The organism is Allosphingosinicella sp. (assembly GCF_036387615.1).
Lineage (GTDB): Bacteria > Pseudomonadota > Alphaproteobacteria > Sphingomonadales > Sphingomonadaceae > Allosphingosinicella.
Genome location: NZ_DASVTH010000058.1, coordinates 21,855 through 38,187, shown reverse-complemented (window position 1 = coordinate 38,187; position 16,333 = coordinate 21,855). Strand labels below are relative to the sequence as shown.

Genomic DNA, 16,333 nt, shown 5'->3' with positions numbered 1-16,333 from the left:
GGTTAAAGGCATCGGTGTGGATGTTGAGCACGATGAGACCGCCGCGCATCGCCGCGACGAAGTCCTCAAACGACAGGCCAGATCGCAGGAGCGCCGCGCCGGCGGCATAATCACGATCCTTTGCCGTCAGACGCATGCCGTTTCCGGTCGCTTTGTATTCCGGGCCGAAGGGAAAGGGCACAACCAGCACCGAATCCCCGCCGGCGGCGGTGGCATATTTGTGCAGGTGAACAGGACCGATTGGCGCCGCCACGAGCTTGTCCCACAAGGCGTCGGGAGTGATGCCATCCACGGTCAGGTCGAGCGAGATCGTGCGACGCTCCGTATCGACCGTGATCTGCGCCATCCCGGTGGCGGCGGAGCCAGTCGGCCCCGACCCATATTTGCCGTCCAGCGCGACATTGAAGGTAAGTGTCTCAGCCTGCGCCGGTGCGGCACTGACTACGCCCGCGATCGTGAGCAGGATTAATGAAAAGACTCTGGACATGCGGATTAACCCCCGGGTGCTAGGGCGAGACTGGGCGGGCCAGGGGGCGATGTAAAGCGCCGCATCATCCCTCCCGAGGCGCAGCCGGGCCTAACGTCTGCTTTGGGTGGAAGCGGACATTGGCAGACGTGCTCGGTAAACCTTAAGGGCGCTGGGCCATGTTCGTGCTGGCGTCTGTGCTCTGGCTGGCCAGCTAGACTGGCGCTGCCACCTTTCGCTCTCCTGACAGCGCCGGCTCTAATCCGTTCATCGGCTCAGTCGTACGACGTTCTCAACGGCCTCTCGAACAGTGGGCCGCAAAGGAGAACACCATGCGTAAGCTTATTCTACTCAGCCTCATGGCCGCCGTTGCGGCCCCTACGGCTGCCACTGCTCAGTCACGCGGCGAGATCAGGCGTGATCGCCAGGAGGTCCAGGAAGAGCGCCGGGAGCTCGAAGAGGCCCGCCGCCGTGGTGACCGCAACGACATCCGTGAGGAGCGCGAGGATCTGCGCGATGCTCGTCAGGAACTGCGTGAGGATCGCCAGGATCGGCGCGATCGCCGCCGTACCCAGTACGTAGCGCCTTACCGCGACTGGCGTTACAGCACGGTGCGCCCCGGCTATCAGCTCCGTCCGAGCTTCTACAGCCAGCGTTACGTGATTACCAACCCAAGCCAGTATCGCCTGCGTGCCGGCGCAAGGAACCAGCAGTGGATTCGCTACGGCGATGACCTGTTGCTCGTGAACGTCCGCAACGGACGCGTCCTGCAGGTCATCAGGAATCGCTACTGGTAACTGGATGAGGTGGCCCGGCGATGGAGGCGGGCCACTTCATTTTTGGAATGAGCTCCCAGACCAGTCACCTGTTGAACCGAACGTGCGCTCGCGCGTATTCGCCGGACGAGGACAGGAGATGGCATGGCCCGCTACGTTATTCGGGCGATCAATCAGAGCGGCCCCGTGAGCTTCCAAGACCCGCTCACACTCGACGCAGCGCTTCGGAAGGCAGCGGAACTCCGAGATGCCCATTTCCAGCACATCACTTTGGTCAACACCATGACCGGCCTGGAGATCACGGACCTTGAAGACCTGATCCGGGGCCTAGACTCGCCGTCGCCGCCATCACATTAGCCACAACGTTGGTTGCCGCTAATGTGACGAGTTACTCGCGGTGTTCAGGCCCTCCCGCGCAAGTGCTTATTGAGCGCCAGCATCGCTGCTGTTCCGCCGAGGCTCACACCGCCAAAGATGAAGCCGAACGCCGCCCCGGTGGGTGACTGCATTATCCAGCCCGCCCAAACACCGCAGAAGAGGCCTCCGATGACGGGATGCAGCTCAAGACGCGTGTCGGCTACGGCTACCAGGAAGAGACTGAGTAGACCTGGGATAGTGCTTAGGAGCAGGTTGCCAAGTGTCAGCCCAAGCATAAGTCCTGGGCCTGTAGCGCCTTCAGCCTTCAGAAGCGCTATCGCGGAGTTTAGCCCCCAGCCTGTGGCCGAGCCTGAAACCAGCGGCGTCAGCAGCGATGCCGCCAGACCACCTGCCGCTGTCCAGGTGTACACGGAGGCAAACCAATAAGGGTAAGCCGGCTGCCACTCTGACCCGGTCTGGTCTGTCAAAACTATCTCCTGGTTCGCGGCATGGCGTGATTAGGAAGGCTAGGGTCGGCTAAGGGCGGGCTGTTGAGGATGGCTATTTTTCAGAGGTGAAGCGCTTCACCTTCATCGGCAACTTCTTACCCTTGGTGCGGCGGGACGGGATCTGGACCGGGTTCTTCTTCTTCCACTCTGCCCATGTCATCGGACCATCCGGCGTTTCGATGATGGTGTCATCAATCGACATAGGTCACGCTCCTGGCTCGAAGGGCTGCGCAAATCGCCAATTGTTGGCTTCTTAGCCCATACCTAACGCTGCTTGAAGCAGCCGTTGGCAAGGCGGGAGAACGGAAACGGCGGTTTTCTAGGCCGCACGGAATTTGGCACGCTTGCTGCAAAGGTCTGGGCAAGCCTCCTGATGAACAGGTGGCAAGTTCAGGGAGACCGTCAATGACCTTCAATTCCGCTTCTGCCCAGCAGGTTATCGCTTCCGTGTTCGCCGCGCTGCTGACCAGCACCGTCTTCATCTCGGCCGCGATTGGCCCGGTCACTCAGCTGATCTGAGCACTCCCGGTATTTATCGACGACGATGCGCTGTTGCCCGATCACCTTCTCGCCCACCAGTCGGCGTAACAGGTGCCTTGGACCAGTCGCCGGTTCAAGTCGGGTGCGCCGTCCGTCCACCATACCGGGCCGCGCTCGCCGAGCGCGATCTTGGCGGAATTGACCCGTGTTCGGGCAGCAGCCAAATCTGAGTCGCCGGTGGCCTCGCGCACTGCTCGGCGTGCACTCATCAACTCGCTGACCTGCTTCTCCCTCTCCTCAGCTGCAAGCTCTGGATTGGCGGCACGCCAGAGACGTGGGCCGGCCTTGCCGATCACGACGAAGTACCTGCCATCTGGCGTGTGCGGAGGGCATCTGCTCATTTGGGCGTTGGTCCGGTGGCACGGCAGCGATCGGAGCAGTACTTAACCTGCTCCCAATCGCGTGCCCATTTCTTGCGCCACACGAAGGGTCGGTGACAGCTGACGCACTCCTTCTGGGGCAGGGTCAGCTTCTTGTGCGCCACGACCGTTCACTTCGTCTCAGTGGGCTTGGTGCGACTGACATTCACGTCGACATCGACATCACCGACCTCGTTCTTGATGGCTCGCCCGGTGCTGGCAGCGACGTTCCCTACGCCAGACGCTACCTCCCTGGCAGTCCGACCAGCGGCGCGCGCCTTCTCCCTGATCTCCTGTTTATTGTACTCGACCGTCACGCGCTCGTTGGCGGCGTCGCTCTCTACATTGCACGCTGACAGCATCAGCACGCCCAACGCGATTGGGATTCGCACTACGTTTCTCCTCTACACCACCTGTACCGTCGATAACCTCTGCACCTGTGCTGCGCTCCATCGCAGGCCTCGACTGGTCGTGATCCCGCGGCGATTCAGGTAACCCGCAATGGCCTTGTAGGTTCGAAAGCCCTCTGCTCGAGCCTGATGGACGTGAGGCAGTACCTTCCGCGCGCGCTCGTGGGATGTCCTAGAGCGGCGCGCGGCGCTGATGCTGCATGCCTCTGCCGATTGCGAAGCAAGGTTGCCTCGATCGCCGCCCAGCGCCCTCCCACGCTCCTTAGCGACCTGCAGGGCAGCCTTGGTGCGCTTGCTTATCTGCTCGCGCTCCCACTGCGCCACCTGGGCCATGATCCCGATCATGAAGGCGTCGGCGAAGGGCATGTCGGCGAAGATGATTTTCACTGGTGCCTTCTGGAGCCGAGACAGGAACTCCACATCTCGCGAGAGCCGGTCCAGCTTGGCTACGATCAAGGCGGAGCCGGTAAGCTCCGCCAAGTCCAGCGCCTTCAGAAGCTCCGGCCGATCGGACCGCTTCCCGCTCTCCACCTCGGTAAACTCGTGGCCTGGGGCTGACCCGATGAAGGCATGGACCGCCTGGCGCTGTGCCTCCAAGCCAAGGCCGGAGCGGCCCTGACCTGAAGTGGACACACGGTAGTAGGCGATGAAGCGGGTCATGCTCGTGGGCTTTTGGGCACGCCGCGCTTGCGGCGCAGAATGTTGCGCTTGCTCGGCACGTTCGGCTCGATCCAGAGGCGTCGCGCAATGTACCCGTCTGGGCCAACCGCTACCCTCCGAAGCTTGTAGCAGCGTTCCCGACGAAGCCGGGCTCGATGCTCGCGATAGACCTGCACGTCGGCGATCGGTCGGGTGTCGTCACACACGTCACCGCCTTGGCAGTCCTCCCCCACATCATCGGCTCCGAAGTCTTGCTCAGGGTCGAAGCCGCGTGGATCGTCCTCCACGCTTTCGTCCTCGTCATCGGCCTCTAGGTCGGAATTCGGCTCCATCTCGTCCAGGCGGTCGATCAGACGGGCCGTTAGCCTCGCCAGAACGGGCCGTGGAAGCGAGGGGATGGCGCTCAGCACGAAGTCCAGCGTGGCGGGCTCTGTGGCTCTCGTTGCCATGTTAGCCCTCCCCGGTCATGTTGCGGAGCGACCGGATTACGGCAAGCTGCGTCTGCACTTCCCAATCGAGGTATTCGCCCTCCGCAATCAGGCCGTCATAGTCGGCGCGGCGGATCAGGGCGTTCTGGCGGCGGTTTACCTCCGAGAAGCTGTCCTGCACATAGCTGAGCGCAACCCACGCCTGAGCGAGCAACCCGCGCAGGGTGGTGGCCGTTGCTCTGGCGATCTGCTCGTCCGCCTGATCGTAGATAGCGGCTTGAGTGGGGGACTCCTGTTCGGCGTCGAAGTAGTCGCCGCGCGCCTCGATCTCGGCAAGGGCGCATTGGCGATGGTCCCATGTTCTCAAAATGTCGGCGTCGGCCCTTGGCTTGGCGATCGATGCAATCGCGATAGGGGCACGCGAGGTTGCACCGGCAAGGGCAATGCCGGTCATCGTGGCGCGGCGAGGGAGTTGAGTGTTCATGCCGATCACTCCCCGAATGCGAGGACGAGGAGCATGATCGCAGCATAGGCGGCGAACGGCGAAAGCGTGGGGATCAGCGTAGGCCAATCGACGCGGGCGGTAATGCGGGATAGAATACGAGAAGCCATTGCCTGTCTCCAACAAGACGGTGGTGGTAGGCTCGGTCTTGGGAGTACCAGTCCCTCGGCCGGGCCGCTTAGCGGTGTCCGCCAAGTGGCAGTATATCTGCCAGTGCGTGTAGCTTGCGTCAAGTGTGCCGTGGCGATATATTTGCCAGAATGAACCCCACACAATCTAGGATGGCCCGCGCCGGCCTCGGCTGGAGCGCTGCTGATCTGGCGCGCTCCGCTGGAGTGGGGGCTCGGACAGTTGCGCGCTTTGAGCTGGGCGAGGCGGTTCAGCCAGAGTCTGTGCAGGCTATGCGCCGCGCTCTCGAATGTGCGGGTATTCTGTTTCTCGACAACGGAAAGCTGGCCGGTGGCGTCATCCCGCCTCGGGGCGAGTGATCCGGATCGGCGGCCGATCGCTTTGCTGAACTTCGCGTTAGCAGAGCCATCGGAACTGATGCATGATGGCTGCTGAACGCGGCCAGCCGTCAGCGCTGGTTCAGGGCGGCATTTGTCGGTCGCGGACAATCTTGAGGGGAACTCGATGCGAAGGTTCGCGAGCCTGACTGCCACTGCGGCGATCGTAACTTCGGGTCTAGGCCTTGAGCAGCCGGCGTCTGCATTGGAGCCGGGTCTGGCGGTCGGCACCTGCATTGTTACGGGATACGGGAGTAAGGGGGTCATCATTGGCACGACCCAGAACGGCTACAGGATCCGCCTCGATCTGACCGGGGGAATCTTGCCCGACCAGTACCACGGCGGTGTTACGGCTGCTCCATGCCCCGCTACCGCGGCCGGGGCGAACGCGCCGCCAACCCCGCAAGGTCGTGGCAGCACTGGCAAAGCCACAGTCCAGCGCACCACAGCAGGAGGCTGCTTCGCATCGGAACCTGAGAAAGCAGGGCTTGAGGGTACCCTTCGTGGTGTAATCCGCCGCGCATTTGAGAAGGACCCGCCGGCCGGTCTGGACGGCGCAGTTACGGTGCGGTTCCAGTCTTTCCGCGTTAGCCCGGGTAGGAAGGCGGACATAATCGACCGGGTTCAGTATAAGCCCGATCTGAGAAAGCCGGTATACAGCGTCCGCGCCCAATTCGAGACCTGCACCGATTTTCGAACAGCCACCACAACTCGGCAGATGGAGCGCAACTTCCTCTGTTTCACCAACAGCACAAGCGGTCAGAACTGCAGCGTGACCGGGACGACGGCCGGCATGCGGAAGGACACCGAGCAGTACGTGCCCAAATGAGGTTTAGTGGCCCGGCGGCGTTCCTGATCCTGGCTCGAATGCTCTGATCCTACTGCTCGCCTCATTCGCTGCCGGTGCGTCCTTCACCTGTAAGCCCGTGATGGTCTGGGATGGCGATAGCTTCACGTGCTCGAACGGGCTCAAGGTCCGTGTCGCTGGCATTGCTACGCGGGAAGTCCGCTGGGACGGCCGGCGCATGCAGGACGCTGGCTGCAATCCCGGCCATCCCTGTCCGACTGTCGGCGCCTTAGCATCCCGAGATGCCCTCGTGCGGCTCCTGGGTGGCGGTCTGGGGCCGATAGAAACGGGGCACGTGGTTGTCGGCGGCACACCACTCTCCTGCGTCAGCAACGGCTCAGCGGGGCGGGGGCGAGTTGGTTCATGGTGTCGATCGGCTAAGGGCGGGGACTTAAGCTGCGCGATGATCCGGGGAGGTTATGCGTTGCGGTGGGGGCGGTACTGGCGCGACCACCAGTGCTGAGTTAGCCTGGGTCGCCGACGGGAGGGTGCCTATGCCACGCAGCCTGATTACGATGCTCACCCTCACGGCCATTGTTGGGTGCGAACAGCCTAATGCCGCAATCGAGAACGCTGTCGAGCCAAGCTCTTCCGACGGGTCGCCTACCATCACGCCGGCTGCTTCGGGGTGCTCTGATCCACGGGGTGTGGCGAGCGGCACCATCGTATCGGTGCGGGATTCGGTGGATCTTCGGTCCGGCCCGTCGCCCACCGCAGCCAAGCTCGTCAACGAGAAGGCCACGGAGGTTATGGGTGAGACGCAATTTCAAACTGCGGACAATACTACGAAGCTCCTGGAGGTCTGCCGAAAGGGTAAATGGGCGGAAGTCGAGATGATCGAGCCGGAATGGCTCGCTGGCCGGCGTGGATGGGTTCCCGTGTCATCCGTGCGGTCCATTGGCGAAGACAGCTCGGGTGAGCGGAAATACGTCGAAGCCGACTTCTATTGGGAGGAAGACACTCGGGCGCACAAGGCGGAGCTTACGGCTGCCGTGAACCAGGTCGTCCGTGAGAACCAGCAGTGCAAAACCGTCGATCCGGGCACGCTGGCAAGGTCTCGCAACCGCGGCAGCGTCAGCGATCCTGTTTACTTCGTGACGTGCAACGGCCCGGACGGAGAGGTCTTCAACGTGTGGTTTAAGCGTGACGGAAGCTCGGCCTGATCATCCGTCGCAGGCGCAACCCTTGCCCTTGTGGCACTCCTTATCGCGGGAAATGCAGCTATCCCCGCATGCTTTGCCGGCCTTGCACGTCTTGCAGCAGGAGTACCCGACTGAGGCGGCGAACGCGGCTGATGAGCACGGGCTGATGGTCGCCGCCCCAGTCAAGAGCATGGCAAGGGCGCTCAGCGTGACTGCGATCTTCATGACGACTCACCCCCAGATTACAGGAGGTTGGGCTTGCCCCGGCTATCTGTCGAGGGATAGCTACTCGGGTCAGACCGCAGTCCGCGTCGTTGCTTGGACAGGAGTTGAGGGTGAAAGGTGCTGGTACCGCGCTAACGGTCTTGGGTGCCCTCCTTGCGGGGGGCGCGATGCTGTACGAGCCTACTGTGTCCGCAGGTGGTAGCGAGTACGGGGCGCCATCTCAGGTCTACAACTTGGGCGCGCTGCAATTCCAAGAGCTGTTGTTCCTCGCCGGCTGCACTTCGTTCCTCGCGGGGATCATCCTCCTCTCGGTCGGTGAACTGGCCGATCGTATGGAGAGAGCAGGTACAGCTAAGGCGCCCGACGCGGTAGCTTCGAGTGTTAGCTCGCTCAGCCAATGTGCCTGGTGCGACCGCGACATGACACCATATCGTGCATGCTCGGCAGCGTCCGACGAGGCGAACAGGGAGCGAGCGGGTCGCGTAACGGACCCAACTTGCTTAGCTCGGTTCGAGGAGCGCGGCCTGCTCGCTAATTCTGCCCCAAATCCCGGATGAGCCGCGCTATTGCGAGGGGCGGCTATGCCCTGCGGTGGGAGCGGTACTGGCGTGGTCGGCGCTGCTGATGCCGGCCGACCCCAATCGGTTCAGAGTGAAGACCGTTGCCTTGATTGGAAAGCGAGCGGGCTACGTCTGCTCCAATCCCGACTGCCTGGCCATGACGACCGGAGCCGCGAAGAATCCCCAATCTTCGGTCAGCGTCGGTGAAGCGGCGCACATCTACGGCGCGAACCCCCAGTCGGCCCGGCACCGCCCCGAGATGTCCTCTGCGGAGCGCAGCGACGTCACGAATGGCATCTGGCTTTGTGGGGTCTGCCACAAGCTAGTGGACGATGACGAAGACAGGTTTCCTGCCGGACTCCTGTTCGAGTGGAAACGGGCTCACGACAATCTGATCGCGACGAATGTGGGGAAAGCGGGCGCATTGATCCGGGAGCGGTACGTGCAACGAAAATTAGAGGAACTCGGCAGGCTCACTTACCTGGCGGAGCAGATCATTTTGGAAAAGCCAGACGCTTGGGAATTCAAGCTGACAGCTGAGTTGCTACGCTCCGGCTGTGAGCCGGTGCTGCAGAGATGGGAGGCGTTCAAGGCTGGCCTCTACATTCTGCCAACCGAGATGGTCCACACAAACACCGACGCGATACGTTGGGTGAAGGTCCGGCTTGCCGAGGCGCAGCAGTTGGCCAAAGCATTTTCTGCCTTAGTCAATGACGAGTTCAACAAGGCGTGGGGGCCGGTCGGGCAAGCCGGGTCAGAGACCCAGATTGTGCATGTGTGCGATCTCTTCGCGGAGTTTTGCCGAAGCGCCTTGCAATGGGAGGAGCGGGGCAGATTCACGTCTCTTCCAGAGCCGTTCGGCGAGGTGCACGCGGTGCTCAACGAAGCGGGAGGTATGTTGGACGAAGCAGCAAAAGTACCGCGCTACATGATAGACAACTTCGCGGGACACATCAGGCCTGGTGCTTATGATCTGAAATTGAAGCTCGACCTGCCGGCCGGGTTTGATGGGCGGTTCACCGGTGCGATTGGGCGATTGCAGGCTAACATTGCGGAGTGAGGTCCTCTCTGTAGTCGTTCCGGACAGCAAGCAGACCGCTTTGTAAGGAACCGCTCTGCCGCCGGCTACGGCGAGTGATTGCCGCCAAGCCGATCGTCTCCGTCCTGCGCCACTTCACCGAAATTCAATGACTCCCCCCATAGAGGGGTATTGGATTGAAGCGGCGAATCGCTACATGACTAGCATCATCCTAGCGGGCATGTCCCGTTAGACAGGCCGGGGCTTCACCGCTCCGGCCTTTGTCGTATATGGCCGCGAGCATGCGCCGAGTTATCGTCTACATCGATGGGTTCAACCTCTATCACTCGATTGACGATCTCAAGAAGCCGCACCTGAAATGGCTCGACCTTCGAGCCGTGGCTGAGGGGTTGCTGCGCAAAGATGAGACTCTTAAGTCCGTCAAATACTTCTCCGCTTACGCTACTTGGATGCCGGATCGGTTCGCTCGGCATCGCGAGTATGTAGAGGCCTTAATCTCGCGCGGCGCTGTCGCTCACATGGCGAACTTCAAGGAGAAACCCCGGAAATGTTTCTCGTGTGGTGCTCGTTGGATAGGGCATGAGGAAAAGGAGACTGACGTTCAGGTCGCGGTACACATGGTCGCCGATGCCCTGAAGGGCGAAGCTGAGCGTCTGATAGCGATCACGGCAGATACCGATCTCGCTCCGGCCATTCGGATGATCGCGGCGAACGCTGCGAATTGCGAGGTGTTCGTGGCCGCGCCTCCTGGCCGATACGGGAAGTGTCGTGTGCTCAAGCCTGCCCTAGAGCTGACACCCGGCCGGCTTGGGAAGTGCCTGCTGCCCGGAACGGTGCAAGTTGGGGCCGGAAAGGTCGTCCGGCGGCCGGCTCCTTATGATCCGCCGGCCTGAGAGCGCAGCCAAAGCATGTGCAACCGCTACCGCATGACCGCCAAGCAGGCCGAAGTAGCTATTCGCTTCGGGATCGACCCGGCCCTGATCATGCCGGAGCCGGAGCGCCTACCTCCGCCTGAACTATTTCCGCGGCGCGACGGTTGGGTGGTCCGCAAGGAAGCGGGGCAACGCAAGCTCGATGTCATGACCTGGGGCTTTCCTCCGCCTGGAACGAGCCGCGCGCCCGTCACCAACGTCCGCAACCTCGCTTCACCATTCTGGCGATCGGCGCTGAAGAACCCAGAGCGGCGCTGCCTCGTGCCGGTGACCGACTTCTGCGAGTGGGAGGGTGAGAAAGGCTCGAAGCTCGAACGCTGGTTCAGCCTGTCAGCATCGCCGATTTTCGCCTTTGCCGGCGTGTGGCGTCCGACGGAGACGGGCAAGGCTTATGCGTTTCTGACGTGCGAGCCGAACCCGATAGTGGCGCCTATTCACCCCAAGGCCATGCCGGTGATCCTGCATCCGGAGGATTACGACCGCTGGCTGGATGACGATCATGTGAGCGCGTGCGAGCTGGCACAGCCCTTCCCGTCGCAGCTGATGTCGGTCGCATAGTGTGGCGATTGTCGGCCTCGCATTCATGTTGCTCGGGTCGGTCTTTTTCTTCGCCTTTAGATCGGCTCACCGCCGGGCGCGGAAGAAGGCAAATGCATCTGCAGCGTGGCCATCGACGCTCGCCAACGTGATCTCCTCCCAGGTGGAGGAGATGAGAACGACCGAAGGATCATCGTACCGGCCTGTCGTCGTCTACCGCTATTCGGCGGCCGGCTCCGAATATGAGGGGCAGCGCATACGGTTCGGCAACCTGTACGGCAGCGAGCGAAGCGCTCGGGCGGTCGCGGATCGCTACCCCTCCGGCTCTGAGCAGGCCGTACGATACAATCCGGAGAAGCCGGAAGACGCGGTGCTGGAGACCAAGCTGCCGGGACCAACCTACCTGATCCTCGCTATCGGGGGACTCCTCTTCGCGGGCGTGGGGCTTGCGATGGTCATGATCGCCTGAGGATAGGTTGGTGACGATCTTGTCAGACTGGGAGCTCTGGGCCTGTGCTAACGAGCAACTCAGACAGCATGGCGAGAACGCTTCGATCTTTGCGGCGATGCGCGCGGATGAGTTGCTGGAGGAGTCGGACCTGGATGGGGTGCGTAACTGGCTGTTGATCATCGATAGGATCGAGCAGCTTCTCGCCAGACCGACAGGCCCTTTAAACCGATGCCGTTTCCACAGCCCGTCGACGAGCCGCTGTCGATGTTCGATTATGTCCTGTTTTGGGCGCTTGCAACTCTACAGGTCGTTGCCGGCCTGCTCTCGATCGCAGCTTAGTGAGGGACGGGCCAAGGGCCCGCCTCACCAGGACGCAAATCCTACCGTATGCCCGATCAGTTCTTATGATGAACGATTGGCGATCCGAAAAGCCGTCCAAGCGAACAGGAGAGCGGCGGCGTAGAACAGCGTATTCCCCGTGAAATAGAGGACCTCCAGCCCATCGCTGCCAGTCCCCGTCTCCGTCACATACTGGAAATAGAATGGCTTAGGCCAGCCATAGCTTGAGGTCAGTCCGGTGCCCGCGTGCCTCGTTGTGCCGTAGAGTGCGGACGTTCCGCTGCCTGCTGCGGCCGCGACGAAAAGAAGCAGCCAGAAGGTGGGTCGGCGAAGCTCGGACTTCAGCTTCCTCACGAAGGCAGCGGATGCGTACGCCGATAGCAGCGCGGCCGCAAAGACCATCAACGCATGGTACATTTGCATGGCGGCGCGTTAGGGCAGTATTTCGAGGAGCGTAGCGTGCCGTAGTTTGTCGCTTCCGCGCAGGTAGCGAGCTCGCACTCTCATCCCGGGCGTGACCCACTGGCCCCGGTTGTGGCGAACTGGCACGGCAGCTCGATTCGTCCTGGTCCGTTCCACAGTCCGCCAGAAGCGCTCCCGCTGTGGCCCTGAGAGCGTCACCATTGCCGCGCCGGCGTAGGACAGCCCCTCGTCGGCTTCTCGTGCCAGGAGGGCCGCTGGCGGCCCTCCCTGCGCCGTTTCGAAGCCGATCACCGTGAACTCGTCCTCAGCGAAGCACTTTACCTTGAGCCAAGCTTTCGACCGGCCGCTGCGATATGGGCTGAACGCGCGCTTTGAGACAATCCCCTCCATCTGCAGCCCCTCGACTGCGCGGAACAGCTCGGGTCCGCTGCTCGCAACGTCATCGCTGAACTGCAGACGGCACGAAGGATCATGGCACCCGATCAGGTCGCGCAGTCGAGCGCGCCTGTCCGTTAAGGGCTCCTGCCTGACATCTCGGCCGTCGATGTGGAGCAGGTCGAAGGCCATGAAAACGATGTCTTCGGGCCTGGCCGTCATAGCGCCGGCAAAGGCCGCGAAGTCAGACCGACCTTGTTCGTCCTGCACGATCGCTTCGCCGTCGATGATTGCACTGGCGCATCTCAGCTCGCCCGCGGCGATCAACAGAGTTGGGTAGCGGTCGGACCAGTCAAAGCCGTTGCGCGTGAATGCCCGCACGCCGGTTTCGTCGATGACGAGCTGCGTCCGGTAGCCGTCATACTTGATCTCGTGAATCCAGTCTTCGCCCTCGGGAGCGGAGGGAGCCAACGTCGGATGCATCGGCTCAATGAATTTCAGCACTGAGGCGAATCGCTGCGGAGCACGATCGGTTCCGCCACGTGCTCGCGATCATCTGAGCCCGCTAGGCTTCTATCATCACAAACCGTCCATTAACCTTGCTGCGCTACCTGGCGCGCATGGCTCTGCACGATCCAAAAGTTGAGTCGAGGAGGGCTCCCCGTTTCGCCTGCGACCTGTCTGCGTCCGTGCGGGATCGCGGGCGGCCTCGCTCGCCGGCTCGCGTGCTCGACATCTCTACAGATGGCTGCAGGATCGAAGCGTTAGCCACATTCACATCGGGCTCTTGGATATGGCTGAGCCTACCTGGGCTGGAAACACAGTATGCTCGCGTGGCCTGGTGTCACGACGAATTTGCGGGGCTAGAGTTCGCCGCCTCCTTGAATGTGGCGGTTGTTCGTCAGCTGGTATCAGGGATGAACCATCCCTCCGAGAAGCGCGTCGCTCAGCTGCAGGAACTGTCGGTCAGATGCCGGCAGCTGTCGGAGAGGCTGTCGGGCCATGACAATGCTGCGCGCCTACTATCGCTTGCGCGAGATTGCGAAACCAGGGCCGTTGTCGAAGGTCTTCGCACCCGCTTCGGCTAGTCACCCCTAGTCTGCTCAGCCGAGCTCTATCATCTCCACGGTCTCCAGATCCTCGCGCATGACCTCAGCAACGCCCTCGGCCCTCTCGCGGTCATCGGTGCGGAAGATATGCTCGTCGCCCAGATCATCGGTTCCGGTCACTTCGTATCGTCGCTTAGCCATCGCGTCCTCCTGAATGCGGGCTACGCTGATCTCCCTGTCCTGAAAACATTAGATCGTCGCATTCAGGACCTTAGTCCCGAGATGCCCGCCACCCTTCTGGTTGCCCCCACTCGGCAGCTATCCTGGCCTCCGCAGCCGTCAAAGGAACTGGCGCGATCGACACGGGGCAGGAAAGCGCCTTTTGAGTTGCTTCGTCACAACGCCGTCCAACACTGGCTTCGAGCAGCTCCTGAAGCCGGCCGAGCGGACCGTCAAACTCAAGGCCGCACATATTTTCTTTGCCCCAAACTACCCGAGCAAACACCTCGAAGGTACCGCGCTCCAGCACGATGTCTCTTCCGACCGCGGGGAGGCGTCGGCCCTCTACAAGCGCGCCGTCCAGCGATACGTCGCGTATGGTCACATTGATCTCGTCCGTTGTGCTAATCAGCTTTGCATAGAGCATTACGCGAACGCGCGGGTTCCGCCTGGTGAAGGGCCGCTGCCCGACAAGTCTTAGCTCTGATTGTGTAGCCATGTCCCGATCCCCGCAATATCCGCAGGAAAGCTTATTACCTCGGTAACCCTAAGCCAGAGTTAACCCTGGCGGGTCGCGGCTGGCGGTGGCCACCCGCCTGCCCAGGTTTGGAGTCCCGCCGCCCGTGCAATGCTTTCTGTGCATTGCTTCGCCGCCGGTGAAGGTTGAGCCGTCCACCGGGCCATTGAGCTCGGGATAGAAGCCCGCCTAGTTTTCTGCGCGCCACGCTGGAGGCGAGCCGGCGTGCTTCCCCTCCGGATGTGTTACTTCCCAATCTAGGCGGGTCATCTCGGAAGCGACGTGCTTGGCGATCTGCCCTTCAAGCGTTTCAGCCTGCAAGCTCGATCGCTTGTAGTGCTGCAGTATCTTGTGCTCGATGAACTGTTCCCAAACCTTCTTTGGGATGTGCCTGAGCCAGCCCGCGATGGCCGCCGCGAGCTTCTGCTCGTTCACCTTGATTCGCCCGTCCATGCCGGAACAGATACGGAACACAGCAGTACGTCGGCAAGCCCGTTCGTGCCGATGAAGCTCATCTGGCTTGGCTAATTCGCTGCTCTAGTTGGAGCGCCTCCTACTGCCTGGAGGCCCGAATGCCGATCAACTTGGACGATGTTGACGCGATCAAAGAAGCTTCGCGACTGAACCGGAGGACACGTTTGCGATCCCCTGTCACTCTGAGAATGCGTGGCGCAACGCCGGTTCTGCGGACCTAACTTCCTGTCGCCGTTATACATGCGAGCCGACGAGGACGATCCGGTCGGGGACGCCCTGCTTTCTGCCGGCGTCGGGATTGGGAAGCTCAAGCGCACGCTATCAGACGGGATGGGCGGTGAGCGCGAACTGACGCACCCGGAATACACCCGCTACGAGCAGACTGCCGGACGCTACAAGCGGGAGGATGTGGCTGCTGCCGTGGCCGATCCTGAGTGGAAGACGCTCGACAAGCGTCAGCAGGCGAAAGAGATCAAAGCCATTGTGAACAGGGCACGTAAGGCGGCGCGGGAAGAGCTGTTAGGCGACGGTGACGAGGGATCGGCTCCACGGCCTCCACAAACCCTTCCGCCGCTACCACCGGGCGCCGTGCTCCAGCCTAACTAACGGCTTGTATGGTTGTTTCTCTCAGCTCGTGAAGGCCAACATAGTTGCGTTGCAGAACCGGCCATTCGGAGTCACTATGATCGGATTGCCTCAATGTAAGTGGAGTCGGGCGGTATAGTTGCCTTGATAAGGTATCGGGGCTCGCACCAGCTGCGGGAGGGGTAGGTGTCAGGCGAACTACTTGCCAGAATGGTCGGCAACATAGCCGGGGGAGTTCTATGCATAGGTATCGCTTATGCGGTTGCACGATGGATGCAACGCAGGGGTGGTCACGCTAAGCTTCCGAAAACACCAATCGTGATCGGAGTAATCCTGGCCGTGATTGGCGTGAGTGGCTCTCTCAGCAGAACTTTGTCGGCGAGCGGCATTCTGGAAGAGCCGATTGAGCCGATGGTGGTACGTCAGCCGGCGGACGGGATAACTGAAGCCGACATTACCCCCGTGTACGCTGCGGAGCTCAGAGATCATCTGGTCGAAAGGCTTCGGGCCAACCTGCCGGCAGAGGCCCAGATGGTTGCAGAGAGCTCGGCAAACATAGTCGCCGTGGGTGAAAAGCGAATAGGAGTGATCCGGCTCGGCACTGCTGGCGAGGAGGGGCTCGTTTCGGTCTTCGGTCTACAGGGCGGGGATCTCGTGCGAGTGACTTGCGCCGGAAGTGGTGCCGCGGCTGACTACCGCTCGCCTCCTTGTGCCGCCGCCATCCGAAATGCGCTCGGCGTGGAGCTACCCTAGCCCGCTATGTGCTGGCGAACAGTGCAAGTCCTCACAGGGCTGTGAGTGGCGCTGGAGTCCCTCCGCAAGCCGGTGCGCCGCTTTCTTGCAAATTCAGCGGGCAAGCTATCGTCCCTTTTGTCCATATTGTCCTCGGGCCTTTCTATTCCCGTGGCCAGAGACTCAGGGCGGACCACAATGCGTCGAAACCTCTCCCCGCGCTTGCTATGTGATGGCTACGGCGGAACGCGCCCAAAGCGCCGTTCAGCAGAATCGGCGGAAAACCGTGGTGACCCCGACTGGATTCGAACCAGTGGCCCTCAGATTAGGAATCTGATGCTCTATCCTGCTGAGCTACGGGGCCAGCCGAGGCC

Annotated in this window: 26 protein-coding genes, 1 tRNA gene and 1 pseudogene; 13 read left to right on the top strand and 15 right to left on the bottom strand. The window is 61.6% G+C overall.

The features are described from left to right. Positions 1–487 (bottom strand): CHRD domain-containing protein (locus VF631_RS12330; protein ID WP_431850607.1); only part of this gene is annotated, 487 nt, incomplete at its 3' end. A 311-nt stretch (positions 488–798) separates the two neighbouring features. On the opposite strand from VF631_RS12330, the gene VF631_RS12325 reads away from it, so the two are divergent. Next, positions 799–1,263: an RcnB family protein gene (locus VF631_RS12325; protein ID WP_431850606.1), complete on the top strand. Its 465-nt coding sequence runs from the start codon at positions 799–801 to the stop codon at positions 1,261–1,263. Positions 1,264–1,386: 123 nt separating this feature from the next. Continuing rightward, the gene (locus VF631_RS12320) at positions 1,387–1,599 is read left to right on the top strand and encodes a hypothetical protein (RefSeq protein ID WP_431850605.1); all 213 of its coding nucleotides are present in this window, start codon (positions 1,387–1,389) and stop codon (positions 1,597–1,599) included. Positions 1,600–2,160: 561 nt separating this feature from the next. Here the strand turns inward: VF631_RS12320 and VF631_RS12315 are convergent. From VF631_RS12315 to VF631_RS12280, 8 genes are all read right to left on the bottom strand, one after another. Next, positions 2,161–2,310, bottom strand: a complete 150-nt coding sequence (locus VF631_RS12315) for a hypothetical protein (protein ID WP_431850604.1) — start codon at positions 2,308–2,310, stop codon at positions 2,161–2,163. Positions 2,311–2,668: 358 nt separating this feature from the next. Further along, a complete protein-coding gene (locus VF631_RS12310) occupies positions 2,669–2,989 on the bottom strand; it encodes a hypothetical protein (protein WP_431850603.1) in 321 nt (106 codons plus the stop codon). After that, the gene (locus tag VF631_RS12305; RefSeq protein ID WP_431850602.1) at positions 2,986–3,132 is read right to left on the bottom strand and encodes a DUF2256 domain-containing protein; all 147 of its coding nucleotides are present in this window, start codon (positions 3,130–3,132) and stop codon (positions 2,986–2,988) included. The genes VF631_RS12310 and VF631_RS12305 overlap by 4 nt, the downstream gene beginning before the upstream one ends. Before the next feature lie 6 nt (positions 3,133–3,138). Further along, entirely contained in the window at positions 3,139–3,399 is a 261-nt protein-coding gene (locus VF631_RS12300) for a hypothetical protein (RefSeq protein ID WP_431850601.1), read from the bottom strand. A gap of 12 nt (positions 3,400–3,411) precedes the next feature. Next, positions 3,412–4,077: a recombinase family protein gene (locus VF631_RS12295; RefSeq protein ID WP_431850600.1), complete on the bottom strand. Its 666-nt coding sequence runs from the start codon at positions 4,075–4,077 to the stop codon at positions 3,412–3,414. Continuing rightward, positions 4,074–4,526, bottom strand: a complete 453-nt coding sequence (locus tag VF631_RS12290) for a hypothetical protein (RefSeq protein WP_431850599.1) — start codon at positions 4,524–4,526, stop codon at positions 4,074–4,076. The genes VF631_RS12295 and VF631_RS12290 overlap by 4 nt, the downstream gene beginning before the upstream one ends. Position 4,527: 1 nt before the next feature. Beyond that, positions 4,528–4,989 carry a hypothetical protein gene (locus VF631_RS12285; RefSeq protein ID WP_431850598.1) on the bottom strand — a complete coding sequence of 154 codons (462 nt, stop codon included), beginning with the start codon at positions 4,987–4,989 and terminating at the stop codon, positions 4,528–4,530. Positions 4,990–4,994: 5 nt separating this feature from the next. Then, positions 4,995–5,117 (bottom strand): hypothetical protein, encoded by a 123-nt coding sequence (locus VF631_RS12280; protein WP_431850597.1) that lies wholly within the window; start codon positions 5,115–5,117, stop codon positions 4,995–4,997. A gap of 150 nt (positions 5,118–5,267) precedes the next feature. On the opposite strand from VF631_RS12280, the gene VF631_RS12275 reads away from it, so the two are divergent. The 8 genes and pseudogenes from VF631_RS12275 to VF631_RS12240 form a co-directional block, all read left to right on the top strand. Continuing rightward, positions 5,268–5,495, top strand: a complete 228-nt coding sequence (locus VF631_RS12275) for a helix-turn-helix domain-containing protein (RefSeq protein WP_431850596.1) — start codon at positions 5,268–5,270, stop codon at positions 5,493–5,495. Between the two features lie 145 nt (positions 5,496–5,640). After that, positions 5,641–6,342, top strand: coding sequence for a hypothetical protein (locus VF631_RS12270; protein WP_431850595.1), 702 nt, complete (start codon positions 5,641–5,643; stop codon positions 6,340–6,342). A 512-nt stretch (positions 6,343–6,854) separates the two neighbouring features. Further along, on the top strand, positions 6,855–7,523 hold the full coding sequence (locus VF631_RS12265; protein WP_431850594.1) for a hypothetical protein: 669 nt from the start codon (positions 6,855–6,857) through the stop codon (positions 7,521–7,523). Positions 7,524–8,318: 795 nt separating this feature from the next. Further along, positions 8,319–9,347 (top strand): HNH endonuclease, encoded by a 1,029-nt coding sequence (locus VF631_RS12260; protein ID WP_431850593.1) that lies wholly within the window; start codon positions 8,319–8,321, stop codon positions 9,345–9,347. Between the two features lie 248 nt (positions 9,348–9,595). Next, positions 9,596–10,219 (top strand): NYN domain-containing protein, encoded by a 624-nt coding sequence (locus VF631_RS12255; protein ID WP_431850592.1) that lies wholly within the window; start codon positions 9,596–9,598, stop codon positions 10,217–10,219. A 15-nt stretch (positions 10,220–10,234) separates the two neighbouring features. Next, a complete protein-coding gene (locus tag VF631_RS12250; RefSeq protein ID WP_431850591.1) occupies positions 10,235–10,816 on the top strand; it encodes an SOS response-associated peptidase in 582 nt (193 codons plus the stop codon). 25 nt (positions 10,817–10,841) lie between these two features. Beyond that, positions 10,842–11,264, top strand: coding sequence for a DUF3592 domain-containing protein (locus VF631_RS12245; RefSeq protein WP_431850590.1), 423 nt, complete (start codon positions 10,842–10,844; stop codon positions 11,262–11,264). 10 nt (positions 11,265–11,274) lie between these two features. Beyond that, positions 11,275–11,442 (top strand): annotated as a pseudogene (locus VF631_RS12240) (DUF6961 family protein); the annotation flags it as partial. Between the two features lie 206 nt (positions 11,443–11,648). On the opposite strand, the gene VF631_RS12235 reads toward VF631_RS12240, so the two are convergent. After that, on the bottom strand, positions 11,649–11,939 hold the full coding sequence (locus VF631_RS12235; RefSeq protein WP_431850610.1) for a hypothetical protein: 291 nt from the start codon (positions 11,937–11,939) through the stop codon (positions 11,649–11,651). 78 nt (positions 11,940–12,017) lie between these two features. Further along, positions 12,018–12,854: an RNA ligase family protein gene (locus tag VF631_RS12230; protein WP_431850589.1), complete on the bottom strand. Its 837-nt coding sequence runs from the start codon at positions 12,852–12,854 to the stop codon at positions 12,018–12,020. A 149-nt stretch (positions 12,855–13,003) separates the two neighbouring features. On the opposite strand from VF631_RS12230, the gene VF631_RS12225 reads away from it, so the two are divergent. Beyond that, positions 13,004–13,471: a PilZ domain-containing protein gene (locus tag VF631_RS12225; protein ID WP_431850588.1), complete on the top strand. Its 468-nt coding sequence runs from the start codon at positions 13,004–13,006 to the stop codon at positions 13,469–13,471. A 15-nt stretch (positions 13,472–13,486) separates the two neighbouring features. Here VF631_RS12225 and VF631_RS12220 read toward each other — a convergent pair whose 3' ends face one another. The 3 genes from VF631_RS12220 to VF631_RS12210 form a co-directional block, all read right to left on the bottom strand. Next, complete coding sequence (locus tag VF631_RS12220) at positions 13,487–13,633, bottom strand: hypothetical protein (RefSeq protein WP_431850587.1); 147 nt, start codon at positions 13,631–13,633, stop codon at positions 13,487–13,489. Positions 13,634–13,703: 70 nt separating this feature from the next. After that, positions 13,704–14,078, bottom strand: a complete 375-nt coding sequence (locus VF631_RS12215) for a PilZ domain-containing protein (RefSeq protein ID WP_431850586.1) — start codon at positions 14,076–14,078, stop codon at positions 13,704–13,706. 279 nt (positions 14,079–14,357) lie between these two features. After that, positions 14,358–14,621, bottom strand: a complete 264-nt coding sequence (locus VF631_RS12210) for a hypothetical protein (RefSeq protein ID WP_431850585.1) — start codon at positions 14,619–14,621, stop codon at positions 14,358–14,360. A gap of 261 nt (positions 14,622–14,882) precedes the next feature. Between VF631_RS12210 and VF631_RS12205 the strand changes: the two genes are divergently transcribed. Together VF631_RS12205 and VF631_RS12200 are read left to right on the top strand one after the other, a co-directional pair. Further along, positions 14,883–15,248, top strand: coding sequence for a hypothetical protein (locus tag VF631_RS12205; RefSeq protein WP_431850584.1), 366 nt, complete (start codon positions 14,883–14,885; stop codon positions 15,246–15,248). Between the two features lie 165 nt (positions 15,249–15,413). Next, positions 15,414–15,980 (top strand): hypothetical protein, encoded by a 567-nt coding sequence (locus tag VF631_RS12200; RefSeq protein ID WP_431850583.1) that lies wholly within the window; start codon positions 15,414–15,416, stop codon positions 15,978–15,980. Between the two features lie 266 nt (positions 15,981–16,246). Here the strand turns inward: VF631_RS12200 and VF631_RS12195 are convergent. Continuing rightward, positions 16,247–16,323 (bottom strand) — tRNA-Arg (locus tag VF631_RS12195). Between the last annotated feature and the right edge of the window lie 10 nt (positions 16,324–16,333).

Bases quoted from the DNA above. Each gene is read 5' to 3' on its own strand.
- VF631_RS12310 (WP_431850603.1), bottom strand. From the start codon at position 2,989: ATGAGCAGATGCCCTCCGCACACGCCAGATGGCAGGTACTTCGTCGTG.
- VF631_RS12295 (WP_431850600.1), bottom strand. From the start codon at position 4,077: ATGACCCGCTTCATCGCCTACTACCGTGTGTCCACTTCAGGTCAGGGC.
- VF631_RS12320 (WP_431850605.1), top strand. From the start codon at position 1,387: ATGGCCCGCTACGTTATTCGGGCGATCAATCAGAGCGGCCCCGTGAGC.
- VF631_RS12270 (WP_431850595.1), top strand. From the start codon at position 5,641: ATGCGAAGGTTCGCGAGCCTGACTGCCACTGCGGCGATCGTAACTTCG.
- VF631_RS12205 (WP_431850584.1), top strand. From the start codon at position 14,883: ATGCGAGCCGACGAGGACGATCCGGTCGGGGACGCCCTGCTTTCTGCC.
- VF631_RS12225 (WP_431850588.1), top strand. From the start codon at position 13,004: ATGGCTCTGCACGATCCAAAAGTTGAGTCGAGGAGGGCTCCCCGTTTC.
- VF631_RS12265 (WP_431850594.1), top strand. From the start codon at position 6,855: ATGCCACGCAGCCTGATTACGATGCTCACCCTCACGGCCATTGTTGGG.
- VF631_RS12285 (WP_431850598.1), bottom strand. From the start codon at position 4,989: ATGAACACTCAACTCCCTCGCCGCGCCACGATGACCGGCATTGCCCTT.
- VF631_RS12280 (WP_431850597.1), bottom strand. From the start codon at position 5,117: ATGGCTTCTCGTATTCTATCCCGCATTACCGCCCGCGTCGATTGGCCT.
- VF631_RS12325 (WP_431850606.1), top strand. From the start codon at position 799: ATGCGTAAGCTTATTCTACTCAGCCTCATGGCCGCCGTTGCGGCCCCT.
- VF631_RS12245 (WP_431850590.1), top strand. From the start codon at position 10,842: ATGTTGCTCGGGTCGGTCTTTTTCTTCGCCTTTAGATCGGCTCACCGC.
- VF631_RS12275 (WP_431850596.1), top strand. From the start codon at position 5,268: ATGAACCCCACACAATCTAGGATGGCCCGCGCCGGCCTCGGCTGGAGC.
- VF631_RS12250 (WP_431850591.1), top strand. From the start codon at position 10,235: ATGTGCAACCGCTACCGCATGACCGCCAAGCAGGCCGAAGTAGCTATT.
- VF631_RS12220 (WP_431850587.1), bottom strand. From the start codon at position 13,633: ATGGCTAAGCGACGATACGAAGTGACCGGAACCGATGATCTGGGCGAC.
- VF631_RS12290 (WP_431850599.1), bottom strand. From the start codon at position 4,526: ATGGCAACGAGAGCCACAGAGCCCGCCACGCTGGACTTCGTGCTGAGC.
- VF631_RS12255 (WP_431850592.1), top strand. From the start codon at position 9,596: ATGGCCGCGAGCATGCGCCGAGTTATCGTCTACATCGATGGGTTCAAC.
- VF631_RS12315 (WP_431850604.1), bottom strand. From the start codon at position 2,310: ATGTCGATTGATGACACCATCATCGAAACGCCGGATGGTCCGATGACA.
- VF631_RS12215 (WP_431850586.1), bottom strand. From the start codon at position 14,078: ATGCTCTATGCAAAGCTGATTAGCACAACGGACGAGATCAATGTGACC.
- VF631_RS12210 (WP_431850585.1), bottom strand. From the start codon at position 14,621: ATGGACGGGCGAATCAAGGTGAACGAGCAGAAGCTCGCGGCGGCCATC.